We start from the raw sequence: 17119 nt of genomic DNA, 5'->3' as shown, positions 1-17119 counted from the left end.
CGAGAATATCTCCTGCAATTTGCAGCAGATGAAAACTTCATGAAATTATCTCCTGCAAATTTGCAGGGCCCGATTTCAACCGGATCCTGACTGCTGCAAATTGCAGGAGCTCAGAACTTGGTGAAATTATCCCCTGCAATTTTGCAGGACTCAGGAACTTCAAGTTCTGAGCCGCTGCAATTTTGCGACAACTCAGAACTTTGAGATCCTCTTTCCTACAACCTGATATTTCTGGTAAATGGAACGAAACGCACCGCCAGTACATTTTTTGAGGAGATTACCCCCGCTTCATCTTTCTGAATCAAGACCAGACTCTGCGCCCCATGTACCGGTCCGACCGGGATAATCATGCGACCACCCAGTTTGAGTTGGTCAATCAACGTTTGGGGGACCGTCTCAGCACAGGCCGTCACGATGATGCAATCGTATGGCGCCTGTTCGTTCCATCCCCAGTAGCCGTCGCCGTGCTGCACAAATACATTCTCATAGCCCAATTGAAACAGGCGCTCCCGGGCTTCATCGGCCAGTGTTTTAATGATTTCCACCGTATAAATTTTATGAGCCAGTTTGGCCAGTACCGCCGCCTGAAAGCCGCTCCCGGTACCGATTTCCAGCACTTTGTCGTCTTTGTCCGGTGAAAGGGCAGCCGTCATAAATGCCACGATGTAAGGTTGGGAAATGGTCTGGTCATGGCCGATGGGAAGAGCCTCTTCGATGTCGGCGAGGTATTTGAGTTCAGAAGGAAGGAAGTTTCTCCGGCCCACCTCATTCATGATTTTGTAGATTTGCTGGATAGAGAAGTGCATAACTAATGGCTTTCTCTTATAACGCTTTAGCTAAAGAAAAAGTCCGGAAATGAGCGTTGATTACTCATTTCCGGACTTCATTTCTTATTTTCGCATCGCTGCGAAATATTTTCTCAGAACCTCATCATTTACCTTCCTCGGTGTCAGAATTTCTAATATAGGCGGCTGTTCATGCGAAGCAAAGAATTTAGGCAGAACCTGTTCCAGCTCTTCTGCATTCGTCACCCGGTAAAAGGGCAGGTTGTACAACCGGGCAATCCCTTCCACATTCACATCCTGAGCCGTTTCGAAATAGTCGTCCAGCTCCTGTACCGACGAAGGTCCGGGGATATACCGGAAAATGCCACCACCGCCGTTTTTCACTACAATTACGCGCAGGTTGGGCGAAAGGTATTTGTTCCAAAAGGCATTCGAATCATAGAAAAAACTGATGTCGCCGCTGATAAAGGTGGTGATGTTATCATTCAGCCATGCTGCTCCGATTGCTGTCGAAGTAGAGCCGTCAATGCCGCTGGTACCGCGGTTGCTCTGTATGCTGTTGATGTTTCTTTGCTCAAAAAGGTGTCCGTAACGGACAGCAGAACTGTTTCCCAATTGCAGGTCAGAACCTTCAGGCAAAGCGTTGTTGATGATGTCAAAAGCCTTCAAGTCGCTCCATTCGGCGGTCTGCATAAAGGCATCGTGGCGTTCCGTTGCCAGTTCGGCTTTCGCTTGCCAACGGCTGGCAAAGTCAGTTTCCGGAAGAGAAATATTGGCAAAAAGCTGCTCCAAGAAAGCGGCCGGTTCTGTTTGTATCAATGCCGTCAGTTGGCGGAAAGTATCGATGTGCGATTCTCCTTTGCCGATGTACCAATGCTCGCGGGGCGGGTATTTTTTGAGGAAAGTCTTGATTTGCTTCGAAACCAAAGCACCGCCAAACGAAATCAACAGGTCAGGCCGGAAATTCTGCGCCTCTTCTATCGAAAAAGTATTCAGCACACGGTCGATGGTGCTGATGGATTTTTTACTTTGGATATTGGATATTGGTTCTGCCAGTACCACAACATTGGGTAGAGACTCGATTTTCCTGATGATTGCATTTGCTGCTTCGCCTGATTCTTTAGGTAAAAATCCGGCCAGAATCAGGATGTTGGGGCTTTGAACACAACGTTTCTGTAGTTCGGAAATCGCTTGCTGCGAAAGGACAGATTCCGGTTCAAACAGGGTAAATGTTCGTTGCGACTTTTCGTTAGCCGACATCGTTCCGTAAAGTGGCTCCCGCAAAGGAATGTTGATGTGCACTGGTCCTTTGCGCCCCGATGTAGCTGCGTTGATGGCTTCGTTTACGCTACGGTTCACATGCCAGGCTTCGTCGGCGCAGGTCACTTCAGACGGCAACTGGCAGTTGTATTTGGTGAAATTGGCAAAAACCAGTTGCTGGTTGATGGCCTGGCTGTCATCCTGACCAATCCACTCGGTCGGACGGTCTGCCGAAAGTACCACCAGCGGAATGCGCTGATAAAAAGCCTCGGCCACGGCGGGAGCGTAGTTGAGCAACGCTGTTCCTGAGGTACAAACCAGCCCGACCGGTTCGCCTGATTTCTGCGCCATGCCGAGGGCAAAGAATGCCGCACTGCGTTCGTCCACAATCACGAAACATTCGATGCGCTTGTCGCGGTTGAAAGTGATGGAAAGTGGTGCATTGCGCGACCCCGGAGAGATTACCACCCGTTTCACGCCTTTTCGGGCGCAAAGGTCAACAATGATTTGTACGGTCTCTTTATCTGATGTGCTGGTCATAGTTTTTTATCGAAATGGCGTGGTGACGCCTGATGATGTTATTTGAATTGGTTTATATCACAGAGATTCACAGAGAAAATCACGGAGAACCACAGAGGTTTAGAAAACCTTCTCTGTGGTTCTCTGTGCAAAAACTCAGTGTCCTCTGTGATAAAATATTAATATGCCCCTTAGCGACTTAGCTCCTTTGCGTTCATCTCCACAAACCGCGAAAGCGTCTCCGCTTTCAGGCAAGTTTCCTGCCATTCCGATTCCGGGTCGGAGAGGGCAGTCAATCCGCCTCCGACATAGAAGGCGACACTTTCTTTCATCAGCTTCATGCAGCGCAGGTTGACAAACAGGTCGATATTTTCACCCACAACAGGACCTATAAATCCGGCATAATACTCACGGTCGTGCTGTTCCGTTTCACGTATCAGTTGCATCGATGCCGACTTGGGAAGTCCGCACACAGCCGGGGTTGGGTGCAATTCGCTGACCAATTTGCCTAAATCCTCCGGTGAAAGTTTGCCTTTGCAATCGAATGCCGTCATCAGGTGGCAGAGATTGCCAGCTTCCACCTCTTTGGGGCCGTCGATAGAAATTTCCAGTCCGTTGAATTTTCCCAAAACCTGTTCCACAAAATCGGTTACCATCTGCTGTTCTTCTTTCTCCTTTACCGTCCATTCAATAGCGGCATCCTTCTTTTTGGTTCCGGCCAATGACATGGTACGGAGGCTATTTTCAGATACAGAGAGGAGCGTTTCGGGAGTTGCGCCCAACCAGGTGCATTTTCCCGGAATATGAAACAGCGAAACGAAAGCATGCGGATAGGAGCGGGTAAGCGCTTCGAAGATGGTCGGAGCATCCAACTGTGAACCTTTGGAGTGATGAATGATGCGCGAAAGCACCACTTTTTGCAATTCACCGTCAGCCAGTTTTCGGATAAGTCCGTCAGCTTGTTTTATGTAATCTGATTTTGAAATTTCGAAGATTTCCTCTTTCGGGGCAGGATGAGTGTAATGAATGGCCTTCAATCTTTCGGAATCTTTAGCCGTCAGGTCGTTATTCTCAAAAATAATCTCCCCGCGGATAAAGAGAGAGGGCAAATGGTTTTCCGTATCAAACGGAGCGATCACAAATCCCTGCTGATGTCCTGCAAAACCGGTAAAAGACTCTACATCCGGAGAGAGTTGTAAGCCCGTCACCACCACGTTGCTTTGTGGCATCCGGTAGCTGTAGAAGGGAATCCCGTTATTGAGGCAAATATGTTGAATGTCGGATAAATTCATTTCTCAGGAAAAGGGCGTAAATCCACCGGTTTTTAGCGCCGGAGACGATTTTGCATTTTCAATTCCCGCAAAGGTAGGGGAAATTCGGCAAAGAGAGGAGTGGGATAGGGGATTTGTTTGCTCTTCCCCTTTTTTACCCTGCGAAAATTGGGCTATCTTTGTGCTCCGTTTCAGGAATATATTGAGAATCTTCACTATCGACAGGTTCTCTATGAGCGAACCAGTCGAGTGCAATTCGACCCTTTCGCTCATGGAAAGAGGGTCGATACGATGGATTTGCAGTTTATTATTTTCCCGAAACTACCCATTAAAATAGATTTCAGAATAATGATTTCAGTAGAAGGATTGACCGTAGAGTTTGGCGGTTTTACACTGTTGGACGACATCACATACGTAATAAACAAGAAAGACCGCATCGGTCTGGTCGGTAAAAACGGTGCCGGAAAGAGTACCATGCTGAAGATTTTGGCAGGTGTGCAGACTCCGACACGCGGAAACGTCAGCTACCCCAAAGAGGTGACTATCGGCTATCTGCCCCAGCACATGGTGCATGATAACAGCCGCACCGTGATTGAGGAAGCCGAGCAGGCATTCAAGCATCTTTTTGATAAGGAAAAAGAGATTGAGAAGATGAATCTCGAACTGGCGGAACGCACCGATTACGAGTCTGATTCCTACCACAAACTGATTGACCGGGTGACCCATGCCAACGAACAACTGGCCATGATGGGTTTTGCCAATTACATGGCAGATATCGAAAAGACGCTGATGGGATTGGGCTTCAAACGCAGTGATTTTGACCGGCCTACTTCGGAGTTCAGCGGAGGATGGCGTATGCGTATTGAGTTGGCTAAATTGCTGATGCGTCAGCCGGATGTGTTGCTGCTCGATGAGCCGACCAACCACCTCGATATCGAGTCTATCCAGTGGTTGGAACAGTTTCTGTCGACGCGTGCCAATGCTGTGGTGCTGGTGTCGCACGACCGTGCCTTTCTCGATAACGTGACTACCCGTACTATTGAGATTTCGCTGGGGGACATCCATGATTATAAAGTTTCCTATTCCAAATATGTGGTGCTGCGCGAAGAACGCCGTGAGCAGCAGCTTCGCGCTTATGAAAACCAGCAGAAACAGATTGCAGATACCGAAGCCTTTATCGAACGTTTCCGCTACAAGTCAACCAAATCGGTACAAGTACAGTCGCGCATCAAGCAACTGGATAAAATCGAGCGAATCGAAATTGATGAAATCGACCGTTCTGCACTCAGCCTGCGATTTCCACCGGCACCCCGTTCGGGTGATTATCCGGTGATTGCAGATGATTTGACCAAGTACTATGATGATTATCTGGTCTTTGCCAATGCCAACTTTACCATCAAGCGGGGAGAGAAGGTGGCGTTTGTCGGCAAGAACGGTGAAGGGAAGTCAACTTTAGTAAAATGTATCATGAACGAAACCGGTTTTTCGGGCGTTCTAAAGCTGGGTCACAATGTTAAGATTGGTTATTTTGCCCAGAACCAGGCGCAGTTGCTTGATGAGAACCTGACCGTTTTTGAGACCATTGACTATGTTGCAGTCGGAGACATCCGTACCAAAATCCGGGATATTCTCGGCGCATTCATGTTTGGCGGAGAGGCTTCGGACAAGAAGGTGAAGGTGCTTTCGGGAGGTGAACGTAGCCGTTTGGCAATGATTCGTTTGCTGCTGGAACCGGTTAACCTGCTGATTCTCGATGAGCCGACCAACCACCTCGATATGCGTTCGAAGGATGTGCTCAAAGGTGCTATCAAAGACTTTGACGGTACGGTGATTGTCGTCTCGCATGACCGTGAATTTCTTGACGGACTGGTGGATAAAGTCTATGAGTTCGGTAATCAGAAAGTGACCGAACACCTTGGCGGAATCTACGCTTTCCTCGAGAAAAAGAAGATGGAAAACCTTCAGGAACTGGAACGTAAAACTGTCGCAGACAAAGAAGCTGCAACCGTAGAGGCTTCGAAAAGTTCCGGTCAGGAAAGTTACGAAGCGCGTAAAGAGTTCAGTAAGCAAATCCGTAAAATCGAGAAGTCGATTGCCGATGCCGAAAAACAGATAGAGAAAATCGAAACGGAGATTTCAGTATTGGAAGAAAAAATGGCAACTCCGGAAGGCGCATCGGATGTTTCTCTTTACACGCAACACGGGGCATTGAAACAAAAGCTTTCCGCTGAAATGGACCGCTGGACGGACCTGACCATGGAACTGGACGAAATAAAAGGCTGATTTTATCATATATTGAAAGGTTCTCTATGAGCGAACCTTTCGAATGCCACCCGAACCTTTCACTCATAGAAAGGTTCGATAACCGGAAATGGAAAGACCTTTTCCTCCATTTCCTTCCATAAACTCCTTAAAAACCTACTACCATGTCAACCTGGCTAACCGATATCATTTATTCCAGAGAGGTCACTTTTGAGACCTCAATGTTCAGGCTTGCGCTCAGTCTTATCATCGGTGGAATAATTGGTTATGAGCGCCAACACAGCAAGCACTATGCCGGATTCCGTACCTTCACGCTGATTTGCGTCGGCTCCACAGTAATGATGCTGATATCTCTTTATTTACCACAGGTCTTTTGGGGGACGTATAGCTCCGACCCGACACGGGTAGCCGGGCAGGTGATTACCGGAATTGGTTTTCTTGGTGCCGGGGCGATTATTCAAAGCCGGGGAGCGATTAAAGGCATGACCACAGCCGCTTCCATCTGGATGGTGGCAGCATTGGGACTGGCTATCGGAGCCGGGATGTATGAGGTTTCTCTGGCAGGGATGGTCATAACGCTTTTTATCCTGATTAATATGGCCAATTTCGAAAGGAAGGTCATGATTGAATGGAACTCCAAAACGGTCATTCTGGTTTTTAGTGACTTGTTAGTCAGGAAAGCAGAAGTGGAAGAATTATTGAGAAAACATGGCGTGTCGATACATGACATTTTCATCGAACAGGATTTTCACCGGAATGTCACCGAACTACATTTTAGTGTCTATGTAAAAATAAAAACCGATTACGTACTTCTTTTCGAGCAGTTGAGAAAGCTTGATGCAGTCACATCTGTCAGAATAGTAGCCTGATTCATCCTTTGATTTGCAATAAATAATAAGCCCCGGATTTACGTCTTGCATCGTATATCCGGGGCTCAATTTTATGGTAGAACCGATTGGCGTTATCTCTTTTCTTCAATGACCAAATCCTTAATCAACGTCTCGTTTGCCGAAACCAGCATCTCTTCACGGCTTTTCAGCAGGGATTTCCATTGGGAATAGAATTTACTCTGGGAGTCAATCCTAAACACTTCCGAGCCGTGCAAATCGAGCCGGGAAAGCAACAGTCCCACAGTTATTTTATTGATATCCAATGCCGGCTGGTAAATCTGTTCGTCAATATCTTCATCCAGCGATTCATTGATAATTTCGATTTCAGATAAAAGATAAAGTACATCCTGAGTCAGGCGGATAGGGATATGGTGAGCCTGGGAAATGTCTTTTGCCCGTAACGGTTTACCTCCGTTCTCAAACTGTTTGATAACAATGGAGGCAATCAGCAACGTTACGAAATCCTTGTAGCGGCGGCTGATGTGTTTCGTGTCTTTTTCGAAGTAGAAATTGTGAATATTTTGCGAGGCATAGCAGAGCTCGGCACCAAAAAGTGTAATTAGCCAGGAGACCTGAAGCCACAATAACAATAACGGAAGCGCGGCGAAACTACCATAAATCGCATTGTATCTTGTCACCCAAATCTGTCCGCCGATATAGAGGTACTGAAATACCTGAAAAGCAATACAGATCAATAGTGCAGGTATTAAAGCATGTTTGAAAGAGACCTTGGTGTTGGGAATAAATATGTAGATAGAGAGGAAAATCAACCAGGTAATGATAAATGGAATAAAACGTATGAAAATCCCGATTACCGGACTGATTACCTGAAACTCTTTGAGGCTTTCGAGCGCTGTTGTGATGAATATAGAGACTCCGCTGGACGCAATCATCAGCACCGGCAGGATGAGAAACAGAGATAGGTAGTCAGTAAACTTCCGGTAGTAGGAGCGGGGTTTTTTTACCAGCCAGATGTCGTTGAAGGCATTCTCAATGTGGCTGATCAATACGATCACGGCCCAAATTAACATGATAATACCAATTCCTACGAATACTCCTCCTTTAGCACTTTCCAGGTAAGAAGAGGCAAATTCCAATCCTTTTTCCAGTACTACCTTTTGCCCGGGGAAGTAGTCCATCAACTGGGTCTCGATCAGTGTTTTAAATCCCAGTCCGTTGGCAATAGCAAACAGCAATGCCAGGATAGGAACGATGGCAAGCAGCGTGCTGTATGTCAGTGCCGAAGCTCTGGTCTGGAGGTCATCCTCATCGAAGCGTCGGATGGATACAGTCAGCGCTTTGAGCAACGTATATAGCCGTCGTTTACTTTTGCTGAGTTCCGTTTCTGAGATTCGCCAGATGTCGGTAGTGACAAATTCTATCAGGGATTTAGACTTTTGAATGATTTGATTTTCTTTAGCCATGGGGAGAGCATTTTTAGGTAAAAGAAAAAGGGTCGTTTTCGCAGAAGGTAAAAATGCTGGACTCCATCTGAGTGCAAATTTACCGTAAGTATAAAAAGTAATGCAGCAGACCTATAAGCCGGGTTCTGTACTCCACCGAAGCGGAATGTCTGTCATTTGTCTTGACTGCGTATCACTACGCAGCTCTATCGATCTACCCCCCGACATCGGGCGAGCAGCCCTACGTGCGTCGGTATACATGATCTTTCAACCCATGAGGCGTACGGCTCGTGACATTGCTGCCCAGACCGGTGGGCTCTTACCCCACCTTTTCACCCTTACCGCGGCGAACCGTGGCGGTTATTCTCTGTTACGCTACTCAGCCCTCGCGAACTCCTTCCCGTTAGGAAGCATGGTGCTCTGTGTTGCCCGGACTTTCCTCCCTTCCTATACCGGAAGAGCGACAGACCGTTCTGCTGCATCAGTGCAAAGATAGTTTAAAATATGGGGAATTGGTTGCCGGTGGGCGAAAATAGTGGCATTTGGCGGGAGTCACAGGTCGTAAAGAGGTCGTTAGATGGGGTGGAAAGGTGCTGGGTCTCATTCTTTTGAGGTGAATGAGCATTCTTTGCTCCTTAGTTCGCATTTTGCAAAGTCGAGATTACATCCATATCAGCCGAGATGGCATTTATACCTTCCGAGATCGTATTTTGACATACCGAGATTACATTTGTCTTATGCAAGTTGGCATTTATATCTGCCGAGATGGCATTTTGCAAAGTCGAGATTACATCCATAACAGCCGAGATGGCATTTATACCTTCTGAGATCGTATTTTGGCATACCGAGATTACATTTGTCTTAACCGAGTTGGCATTTATATTTGCCGGGTTAAGATTTTTGATAAGTTGGGATTCTATTTATCCTACTTTATTTTGGAAAATGGGAAGTCGATTAGGGTAAATCTTCTTTTCAGGATTACAGGTAATGGCTCTGAGTTTCATTTAGCTCCATTTAACTCCCTATTGCTCCAAATGACTCCCATTGAAAATAAATCTGCCGAAGAACAACTCTTTTTTACCTAAATAAGTGTGAATAGATGAGTTTGATTTTGTACTTTTGCAGGAGTAAGGCAAGCAATATGAAATCAATGATTCAATATTTCTAAGGGAAAATCAGTCGGAAGTAATCTCCGGTTGGTTTTTTTTTGCCTGATTGCGAGCGATAAAAACAACTATCCGATATGACACACAAAAATCTTGTATCCATCAAGGATTATTCCAGAGAGGATATCCTCCGGATATTGAAAGAAGCAGAGAAGTTTGAGCAGAATCCTAATCAGAAGCTGCTCGACGGGAAAGTGGTGGCGACGCTTTTCTTCGAACCTTCTACCCGTACACGCCTGAGTTTCGAGACCGCCGTTAACCGTTTGGGCGGACGCATTATCGGCTTTACCGATGCGGCTACCACCAGTTCTTCGAAAGGCGAGACCCTGAAAGACACCATCAAGATGGTGAGCAACTATGCCGATCTGATCATCATGCGTCACTACCTCGAAGGGGCAGCGCGTTACGCTTCTGAGGTTTCTAATGTACCGGTAGTAAATGCCGGTGACGGAGCCAACCAGCACCCGTCTCAGACCATGCTCGACCTCTATTCTATCTACAAAACGCAGGGCACGCTCGAGAACCTTCAAGTGACAATGGTGGGAGACCTCAAGTACGGACGTACCGTACACTCGCTGCTGATTGCACTGTCGCATTTCAATCCGACCTTCCATTTCGTAGCGCCAAAAGAGCTGAAGATGCCGGACGAGTATAAGATCTTTTGCAAAAAGCATAATATCATGTACTTCGAGTACAGCGACTTTACCGAAGAGGTGATTAACCAGTCCGACATTCTCTATATGACCCGTGTGCAACGTGAACGATTCACCGACCTGATGGAATATGAAAAGGTGAAAAACGTTTATACCCTGCACAACGCGATGCTGGAACATAGCAAGGAAAATCTTCGTGTATTGCATCCGCTGCCCCGCGTCAACGAAATCTCGATTGATGTGGATGACAATCCTAAAGCTTACTACTTCGACCAGGCCCGCAACGGGATGTATGCCCGCCAGGCCATTATCTGCGACGTATTAGGACTATTGTAAATCAACGACTATGTGTACGATGACTAGTAAAAAAGAACTTTTGGTAGCCGCCCTCGAAAACGGCACTGTAATTGACCATATACCGTCCGAACATCTGTTTGAAGTTGTTTCCCTTTTAGGATTGGACAGCTGCTCAAATAGTATCACCATTGGATTTAACCTGGAGAGTCAGAAGCTGGGTAAGAAAGGAATCATCAAGATTGCCAACCGTTATTTCCATAAAGAGGAAATTGACCGCATCGCATTGGTTGCACCTAATGTGATCCTGAGTATGATCCGCAACTTCCGCGTGGTGGAGAAGATTAAAATCGAACTCCCGGGTGAACTGGTGGGTATCGCGAAATGTCCGAACCCCAAATGTATCACCAACAACGAGCCGATGAAGACCCACTTCAAGGTAGTGAATAAAGAGGAGGGTGTGGTGAAATGCCTATATTGCGAACGAGTATTTGACAAAGAAAATCTGATTATCCGATGAAGGTAGATTTTAAACCGGGAACCATGATATATCCGGTTCCGGCAGCTATCGTGAGCTGCGGAGCAACTGAAGATGAGTATAACCTGATTACCGTAAGTTGGGTGGGAACGATTTGTTCCGATCCCCCGATGTGTTACATCTCGGTACGTCCGGGCCGTCACTCTTATCCGATTCTCAAGAAGAATATGGAGTTTGTCATTAACCTGACTACGGAAGATATGGCGTTTGCGACCGACTGGGTGGGCGTGCGTTCCGGAAAGGATTTCAACAAGTTTGAGGAGATGAAGCTCACACCGGGTAAGGCGACAATGGTAAATGCACCCATCATCGAGGAGTCTCCCGTCTGCATCGAATGCCGTGTACGTGAGGTGATGGCATTGGGTACCCACGATATGTTTATCGCCGATGTGGTGAATGTGAAGGCCGATGACAAATACATCGATCCTGAGACCGGAGAGTTCAAGCTCTATGAATCCAAACTGCTGGCCTATTCGCACGGGCACTATTACGGGTTGGGCGAGCATATCGGCAAGTTCGGCTGGTCGGTACAGAAGAAGAAATAAATGGTTGCCTATTCAATACAAAACTCCCGCTTTCGCAATGAAGGCGGGAGTTTTTTGTGTCGGCTCTATAACGGTTTATATGGTATGGGTAGTGTATTTAAGTCTGAAATATTCTTAATCTCTAAGCCACGAATCCACGAATAAGAAAGTATCTTTTCTTTTCCAATTTTGGAAAAGTATTTGTGTTGTTCAGTTTTTATTTTCATTTGAAAATCAACACATTTGGTGTTTCTGACTTTTATTCGTGGATTCGTGGCTGTATTATTTGAAAAGAATTCTTTCTACAAAAATAATTACACGAAGCATAGGGGAATATTCCCCTAAGTAATGTACCCCACACTATTCGTTATAAAGCCTTTGTATCTATAACTATGTTGAAAATTGAGTTTCCTGGGTGATCTGATCGGGGGCTGGAAACTCAGTTTCTGAGGATGATTGTTACTATTCACTGGAAATATTCCTCCCATATCCAAACAGCCGATTCGTTTTGATATGTTCAAAAATCTTCTCCGGTACATAATCCCGGAGGCTTTCGTCAGCATTTTCAATCAGGCTGGAGATATAAGATGCCGTGATTTTAAGGTGGCTGACCGGAATGCCCTGAAGAATCAGAACCTTGCGTGTCGAGACGAGATATTGCCACAACGAGCGGTATTCGTCTTTGAAGTGGCTATCTTCGGGATAAATAACATCGCCGGTTTCCATGTCGGTGTAGGGGTAGAGGTAGAGCTTCACATTTTCCTGAAACAGCTTTCCCATTGCTTCGAGCAGCCCGCCACGCAGGTCTGTGTACTGTGAACTGTGGAAAATCTTGTCGAACGTTGGTAATCCGAGGACTACTCGCAATTTATTCATCCTGAACTGGGCAAAATAATCCACCAGTTTGAAATAACGGTAGAAATTGGAGACCATGACGCTGTGGCCGGACATGTTTACGAGGTCAACCCGGTCGAGGAAGTCTTTGTCGTCAAGTTTTTCCCCTTGCATCAGGTATTTCAGCGAAATTTCGCAGAAGGCAATGGTATTGTCGGGGCGGTAATCTTCATCGCCTTTGAAGATGTTGAGGCTGTCCTCCATAAACTCGATGGCGAGGTTGTTGATCGGACGGAAAAATCCACGCATCAGCAATACGTTCTTTTTGTAGAGCATATCCCCCGGCTGACGCACGCGTCCCGACTGGTCAAACATAATGGCCGGTGTCATGCTGTTGCTTACCAGCATCAGGTTGAGCAGGCGATTGTCACACCATTGCAGGTCGGGCCCATCCACGAAGATGTAATCGACCTCCACACGGTCGGTGTCGAGGTTGTCGAGCAACGAGAGCAGCACCTTGCGCGGCTCTTCCCACATAAACAAGCCTCCGTAAATCAGGTTAATGCCCAACGATCCGAGCGTGTATTGCTGAAGCAGCGTGTCGTTTTCGTGCAGTTTGACGTGAATCACGATTTTGTTGGGTTTGTAGCGGTCGGTTCCTTCCACGGCAATCCCCAGCCAGCCGTTTCCCTGATTGGTTTTGGTATAGTTGAGCGTCTCCACCGTATTGGCAAAGGCGAAAAACTTCTGCGGATTCTTCTTGTCCAGTATTTCGATCAGTTCATCGTATTCGTATTCGATCATTTTCCGGACACGCTCTTCGGCCACATAGCGCGAGGGAGTCCCCTGGTTGTAAAAATGGTCGCTGAAGGATTTATCATAAGCCGAAATGGTTTTGGCCACGGTATTGGATGCTCCTCCGGCCTGAAAGAGATGCCGGGCAGTCTCCTGACCGCCGCCGATCTCAGCGATGGCTCCGTAATACTGCGAATGTAGGTTGATTCTTACCGATTTTTCCTTAGCGGAAAGGATATTCATGGGTTCATTCATAAGCGGGACGGTTTTTAACTACAACAACCAAAGGCCGTTTGGGTTTTGTCGTTTCACTATTCAAAAAGTAAATATAGGGGAAAATAGTCTGATCTTTAATATTTACTCTAAAACAAAGCGGTTTTATTTGTCGTAAAAATATCTCTACCTTTGTAATATGAGCATTGAAAGTAAAATACGGTTTAAAGCTGCAGGATTGTATATCATCGTCGGAATTGCAGCTGCATTTATGCTTTTCTATCTGTATAATTTGCGGAGCAATATCCAGTCACAGAAGCAGGAAATTGAGTCGCAACACAGGTCATTGGCTTTAACCAACGAGCTGATCTATACCGTCGGGGAGGCGCAATCGTCGGTCAGCCTGTTTATTTCGACAAATGATACCCTTTACATCCGAAAGTTTGGTAAGCAAATCCACCGGATTGACTTGCTGATTGATACCCTTTCGGTGACGCAGCCTGTGGGTAAGGCAAAGTTGAAACAGATCAAAGGGTTGCTGTCCCGTCAGGCTTCCAACATCACAGAGCTCAACCGGCAGTTAAACCAACCGATCCCGGTGGCGGCCATCAGCGAACGTATCCACAGCTATAAACCCAAACAGGAATATACCCTGCGAATCTCTTATAAAAAGGACACGATATACAATACCGTGAAGCGTAAAGGCTTTTTTGGCAGGTTAAAGGAGGCCTTCAATCCCGTAAAGCCTAAAATGACCATTGTCAACCGCCAGCGTATCGATACTGTTCGTCTTACCGACAATGATTCGAAGAAGATTCTGGCAGAAGTGGATCGGATGGCAAGGAAAGCAGACCTGAGTTACCAGCAAAATATCAAATCGATCGGACAAAAGGTTGCTGAACTGATTGCCTCTGACCGGGAAATCTCTACGCAAATATCGGCTCTGTTGATGCAACTACATCGCCAGACTTTTGATTCTGTATTGACTGCCATTTCACGCAGCGAGAAGGAGATTGATAAGAATTATAACGTGTCGAGAATTGGTGGGGCATTGGCTCTGGCGTTGATCTTATTGTTTATTATTCTGATAATTTATGATGTAAACAAGGGCAAAGAGGCACGCGACAAAATCCGTCAGGTGATGGAAAGCCGGCATAAGCTCTTGTTGTCGGTATCGCACGACATTAAAAGTCCGCTGGGCTCCATCCTTGGTTATCTGGAGCTTCGACAGCAACAGGGAGAGGATATCCGGTCGATGAAAAGCTCTGCCCGGCACATTCTGGCATTGCTGGAAAACCTGCTGGAGTTTTCAAGTCTTGAACAGGGCTCATTAACTGTAAGCAAGAGCGATTTTTCCATTTATGGCATGAATGAGGAGATCAGTCAGATGTTTCTTCCTCTGGCCGAAGCAAAAAAGCTCGCATTCAGTGCACAATCCGATAAAGTTCGGATTCATTCAGACCAAATGAAAATCAAACAGATTATCATCAATCTGGTCTCCAATGCCATCAAATACACTCGTCAGGGAGAGGTATCATTGCAAATGAAATATTCCGAAGGGCAGCTTCTGCTAACTGTAGCTGATACCGGTGCCGGTATTCCCGAAGATAAGCTGGCGGAAATCTACGAGCCTTTTACCCGCGTAGAGAGCAACAATAGCCTGGCGAATGGTTCCGGACTGGGTATGTTCGTGGTTAAAGGATTGGTCGATCTGCTGGGTGGAACGATCAGGGTTACGTCAAAAGTAGGAGAGGGGACTAAGGTTGAGGTGACGATTCCCTGCGAACAGGTACAATATGTCATCAAAAGCGGAACGAAGAAGATTGCCATTTATGAAGATGATCCGGTGGTCGCACAAATGGTGCGTGATATGTTGCTGAAATTGGGACATAAAGTGGTAGAGCAGGAGCCTGATATCATCCTCACCGATATGGAAATGGGCGATATCACCGGGTTGGATATTCTGGCTTCTGCCGGCAATGTTCCGGTAGTAGTCATGACGGGGCACAGTGATTATACGACCGAAAAGGCGCGTTCCCTGGGCTTTGACGGATTTCTGGCAAAACCTTTCACGTTGAATGCATTACGTGAGATTTTTGGTGAAGGAGAAAAGGTCGAAGATGATCTATGGGGCGATGATTTGGATGAAATACTGGAAATATTCCGGGCTTCGACGGCGGATAACTTTGATATGCTGAAAGCTGCCCTTGAGGAAAACGACTTCAGGACAGCCCAATCTATTTGCCACAAGATGCTGCCGATGTTTGCCCAGTTGGGCTATCCGACCGATGAGTTGCGTCGCATGGATGCCCGTCGGGGTGAAGTGTATGAAGGCTGGCAGGCAGATGTGGAAGTTATCCTGAACATCAAAGTTTAATACCGTAAAGGTGCATTTTGTTGTAGAGCGTTTTACGGTCAATTTTAAGCAGTTGGGCTGCTAATGTTTTATTGCCGCGCGCTTTCCGGAGCGCGTTTTCAATTTGTTCCCGTTCGTTTTCGGGTTGCAGGGCCATATCTTCGATCGTCGGAGCTGCTGCAAAAGCAGGAAAGTCCTCCGGGGTAATCATCTCCCCGGATGCAAACAGAACCACTCTTCGCACCGTATTGCGCAGCTCACGCAGGTTTCCGCTCCAATGGTGCTTTTCAAGCATAGCAAGGGCTTCCGGGGTGAATCCCAGAATCGCTTTATCCAACTCTTCATTGGCTTGCCGTAGGAATTCATTAGCAAATACTTCAATATCACCTTTCCGTTCCCGCAATGGCGGTACGAAAACAGAAAACTCATTCAGACGATGGTATAAATCTTCCCGGAAACGGCCTTCGGCAATGGCTGTTTCGAGGTTTTCATTGGTTGCGGCAAGGATACGTACATCTACCTTGATGTCCTTGGCTGAGCCTACCGGACGAACTTTTTGCTCCTGTAAGGCCCTGAGCAGTTGCACCTGCACATCATACGACAGATTCCCCACTTCATCCAGGAACACGGTTCCTTCGTTTGCCTGGACAAATACCCCTGTTTTATCTTCCACGGCTGAGGTAAATGAGCCTTTCAGGTGTCCGAACAGTTCGCTCGGAGCCAGCTCCCGCGATAAACTCCCGCAATCCACTGCAATAAACGGTTTATTCTTCCTGGTACTGTTTTCGTGAATCATCCGTGCGGCATACTCTTTTCCGGTACCGCTTTCGCCAAGAATCAGTACGGCCATTCGGGTAGGGGCTACACGCAAGATGTGATTATACATCAGTCTGGCACCTGCACTTTTTCCCATCACCATATTATTGGCTATCGGTTTGACCGGTTGGGTTGGTCGTACTTTTTCCTGCGTCTTTGACAAAGCCTGCTCGATCTTTTCTTTAAGAACGGTAGGATTGATAGGTTTTTCAAGGAAATCTTCCGCACCCAGCTTCATGGCTGCCACTGCACTCCGTATTTCAGCATAACTGGTCATAACGATAACGGGCATAGTCATCTTTTGCTCCCGAATCCATTGCAGGAGCAGGATTCCGTCTCCGTCGGGCAGACGAAGATCCGTCAGCACGAGGTTTACTTTCTTGTTTGTTAGTACCTCTTGTGCAGCCGACACTTTTGAGCATAGCTCAGCCTCGTATCCATTACGAAGACACCACCTTTGCAACATGGTTCCAAAGGTGGTGTCATCTTCGATGATCAGTATTCTCTGTTGCATAACGGGAACAAAAATAATCAATTTAC

13 protein-coding genes and 1 other RNA gene are annotated in these 17119 nt (G+C 46.7%); 6 read left to right on the top strand and 8 right to left on the bottom strand.

Features of this window, described 5'->3' with window-relative positions; all coding sequences use genetic code 11:
• Positions 1–215 precede the first annotated feature (215 nt).
• The 3 genes from MLE17_RS01130 to MLE17_RS01120 all read right to left on the bottom strand — a co-directional run bounded on the left by MLE17_RS01130 (position 216) and on the right by MLE17_RS01120 (position 3856).
• Positions 216–806, bottom strand: a complete 591-nt coding sequence (locus tag MLE17_RS01130; protein WP_243345555.1) for a protein-L-isoaspartate(D-aspartate) O-methyltransferase — start codon at positions 804–806, stop codon at positions 216–218.
• An 84-nt stretch (positions 807–890) separates the two neighbouring features.
• The gene (gene menD / locus MLE17_RS01125; RefSeq protein ID WP_243345554.1) at positions 891–2585 is read right to left on the bottom strand and encodes a 2-succinyl-5-enolpyruvyl-6-hydroxy-3-cyclohexene-1-carboxylic-acid synthase; all 1695 of its coding nucleotides are present in this window, start codon (positions 2583–2585) and stop codon (positions 891–893) included.
• 170 nt (positions 2586–2755) lie between these two features.
• Positions 2756–3856, bottom strand: a complete 1101-nt coding sequence (locus MLE17_RS01120) for a chorismate-binding protein (RefSeq protein WP_243345553.1) — start codon at positions 3854–3856, stop codon at positions 2756–2758.
• 327 nt (positions 3857–4183) lie between these two features.
• On the opposite strand from MLE17_RS01120, the gene MLE17_RS01115 reads away from it, so the two are divergent.
• Positions 4184–6118 (top strand): ABC-F family ATP-binding cassette domain-containing protein, encoded by a 1935-nt coding sequence (locus tag MLE17_RS01115; RefSeq protein WP_243345552.1) that lies wholly within the window; start codon positions 4184–4186, stop codon positions 6116–6118.
• Between the two features lie 143 nt (positions 6119–6261).
• Positions 6262–6966 (top strand): MgtC/SapB family protein, encoded by a 705-nt coding sequence (locus MLE17_RS01110; protein ID WP_243345551.1) that lies wholly within the window; start codon positions 6262–6264, stop codon positions 6964–6966.
• A gap of 92 nt (positions 6967–7058) precedes the next feature.
• On the opposite strand, the gene MLE17_RS01105 is transcribed toward MLE17_RS01110, so the two are convergent.
• The 3 genes from MLE17_RS01105 to MLE17_RS01095 form a co-directional block, all read right to left on the bottom strand.
• Positions 7059–8393: a YihY/virulence factor BrkB family protein gene (locus MLE17_RS01105; RefSeq protein ID WP_410795594.1), complete on the bottom strand. Its 1335-nt coding sequence runs from the start codon at positions 8391–8393 to the stop codon at positions 7059–7061.
• Positions 8394–8509: 116 nt separating this feature from the next.
• An RNA gene (gene rnpB / locus MLE17_RS01100) (RNase P RNA component class A) lies at positions 8510–8870 on the bottom strand.
• Positions 8871–9025: 155 nt separating this feature from the next.
• Positions 9026–9187: a hypothetical protein gene (locus MLE17_RS01095; protein WP_243345549.1), complete on the bottom strand. Its 162-nt coding sequence runs from the start codon at positions 9185–9187 to the stop codon at positions 9026–9028.
• A gap of 446 nt (positions 9188–9633) precedes the next feature.
• Between MLE17_RS01095 and pyrB the strand changes: the two genes are divergently transcribed.
• The 3 genes from pyrB to MLE17_RS01080 are packed head-to-tail and all read left to right on the top strand — an operon-like array spanning position 9634 to position 11586.
• The gene (gene pyrB, locus MLE17_RS01090; protein WP_243345548.1) at positions 9634–10545 is read left to right on the top strand and encodes an aspartate carbamoyltransferase; all 912 of its coding nucleotides are present in this window, start codon (positions 9634–9636) and stop codon (positions 10543–10545) included.
• A 19-nt stretch (positions 10546–10564) separates the two neighbouring features.
• Positions 10565–11023: an aspartate carbamoyltransferase regulatory subunit gene (gene pyrI, locus MLE17_RS01085; protein ID WP_243345547.1), complete on the top strand. Its 459-nt coding sequence runs from the start codon at positions 10565–10567 to the stop codon at positions 11021–11023.
• Positions 11020–11586 (top strand): flavin reductase family protein, encoded by a 567-nt coding sequence (locus MLE17_RS01080; RefSeq protein ID WP_243345546.1) that lies wholly within the window; start codon positions 11020–11022, stop codon positions 11584–11586. Before pyrI ends, MLE17_RS01080 begins: the two co-directional genes overlap by 4 nt.
• 441 nt (positions 11587–12027) lie before the next feature.
• Here the strand turns inward: MLE17_RS01080 and MLE17_RS01075 are convergent, their stop codons facing one another.
• On the bottom strand, positions 12028–13449 hold the full coding sequence (locus MLE17_RS01075) for a hypothetical protein (RefSeq protein ID WP_243345545.1): 1422 nt from the start codon (positions 13447–13449) through the stop codon (positions 12028–12030).
• Positions 13450–13606: 157 nt separating this feature from the next.
• Between MLE17_RS01075 and MLE17_RS01070 the strand changes: the two genes are divergently transcribed.
• Entirely contained in the window at positions 13607–15784 is a 2178-nt protein-coding gene (locus MLE17_RS01070; RefSeq protein WP_243345544.1) for a hybrid sensor histidine kinase/response regulator, read from the top strand.
• Here MLE17_RS01070 and MLE17_RS01065 read toward each other — a convergent pair.
• Positions 15774–17093 (bottom strand): sigma-54-dependent transcriptional regulator, encoded by a 1320-nt coding sequence (locus MLE17_RS01065; protein WP_243345543.1) that lies wholly within the window; start codon positions 17091–17093, stop codon positions 15774–15776. The two genes, MLE17_RS01070 and MLE17_RS01065, sit on opposite strands and share 11 nt — an antisense overlap.
• Between the last annotated feature and the right edge of the window lie 26 nt (positions 17094–17119).

Source organism: Parabacteroides sp. FAFU027, from assembly GCF_022808675.1.
Lineage (GTDB): Bacteria > Bacteroidota > Bacteroidia > Bacteroidales > UBA7332 > CAXXIC01.
The sequence above is the reverse complement of the archived record's forward strand: the minus strand, read 5'-3'. Positions and strand labels throughout refer to the sequence as shown.

Coding starts and splice junctions, on each gene's coding strand:
- MLE17_RS01130 (WP_243345555.1), bottom strand. CDS start 806: ATGCACTTCTCTATCCAGCAAATCTACAAAATCATGAATGAGGTGGGC.
- menD (WP_243345554.1), bottom strand. CDS start 2,585: ATGACCAGCACATCAGATAAAGAGACCGTACAAATCATTGTTGACCTT.
- MLE17_RS01120 (WP_243345553.1), bottom strand. CDS start 3,856: ATGAATTTATCCGACATTCAACATATTTGCCTCAATAACGGGATTCCC.
- MLE17_RS01115 (WP_243345552.1), top strand. CDS start 4,184: ATGATTTCAGTAGAAGGATTGACCGTAGAGTTTGGCGGTTTTACACTG.
- MLE17_RS01110 (WP_243345551.1), top strand. CDS start 6,262: ATGTCAACCTGGCTAACCGATATCATTTATTCCAGAGAGGTCACTTTT.
- MLE17_RS01095 (WP_243345549.1), bottom strand. CDS start 9,187: ATGGATGTAATCTCGACTTTGCAAAATGCCATCTCGGCAGATATAAAT.
- pyrB (WP_243345548.1), top strand. CDS start 9,634: ATGACACACAAAAATCTTGTATCCATCAAGGATTATTCCAGAGAGGAT.
- pyrI (WP_243345547.1), top strand. CDS start 10,565: ATGACTAGTAAAAAAGAACTTTTGGTAGCCGCCCTCGAAAACGGCACT.
- MLE17_RS01080 (WP_243345546.1), top strand. CDS start 11,020: ATGAAGGTAGATTTTAAACCGGGAACCATGATATATCCGGTTCCGGCA.
- MLE17_RS01075 (WP_243345545.1), bottom strand. CDS start 13,449: ATGAATGAACCCATGAATATCCTTTCCGCTAAGGAAAAATCGGTAAGA.
- MLE17_RS01070 (WP_243345544.1), top strand. CDS start 13,607: ATGAGCATTGAAAGTAAAATACGGTTTAAAGCTGCAGGATTGTATATC.
- MLE17_RS01065 (WP_243345543.1), bottom strand. CDS start 17,093: ATGCAACAGAGAATACTGATCATCGAAGATGACACCACCTTTGGAACC.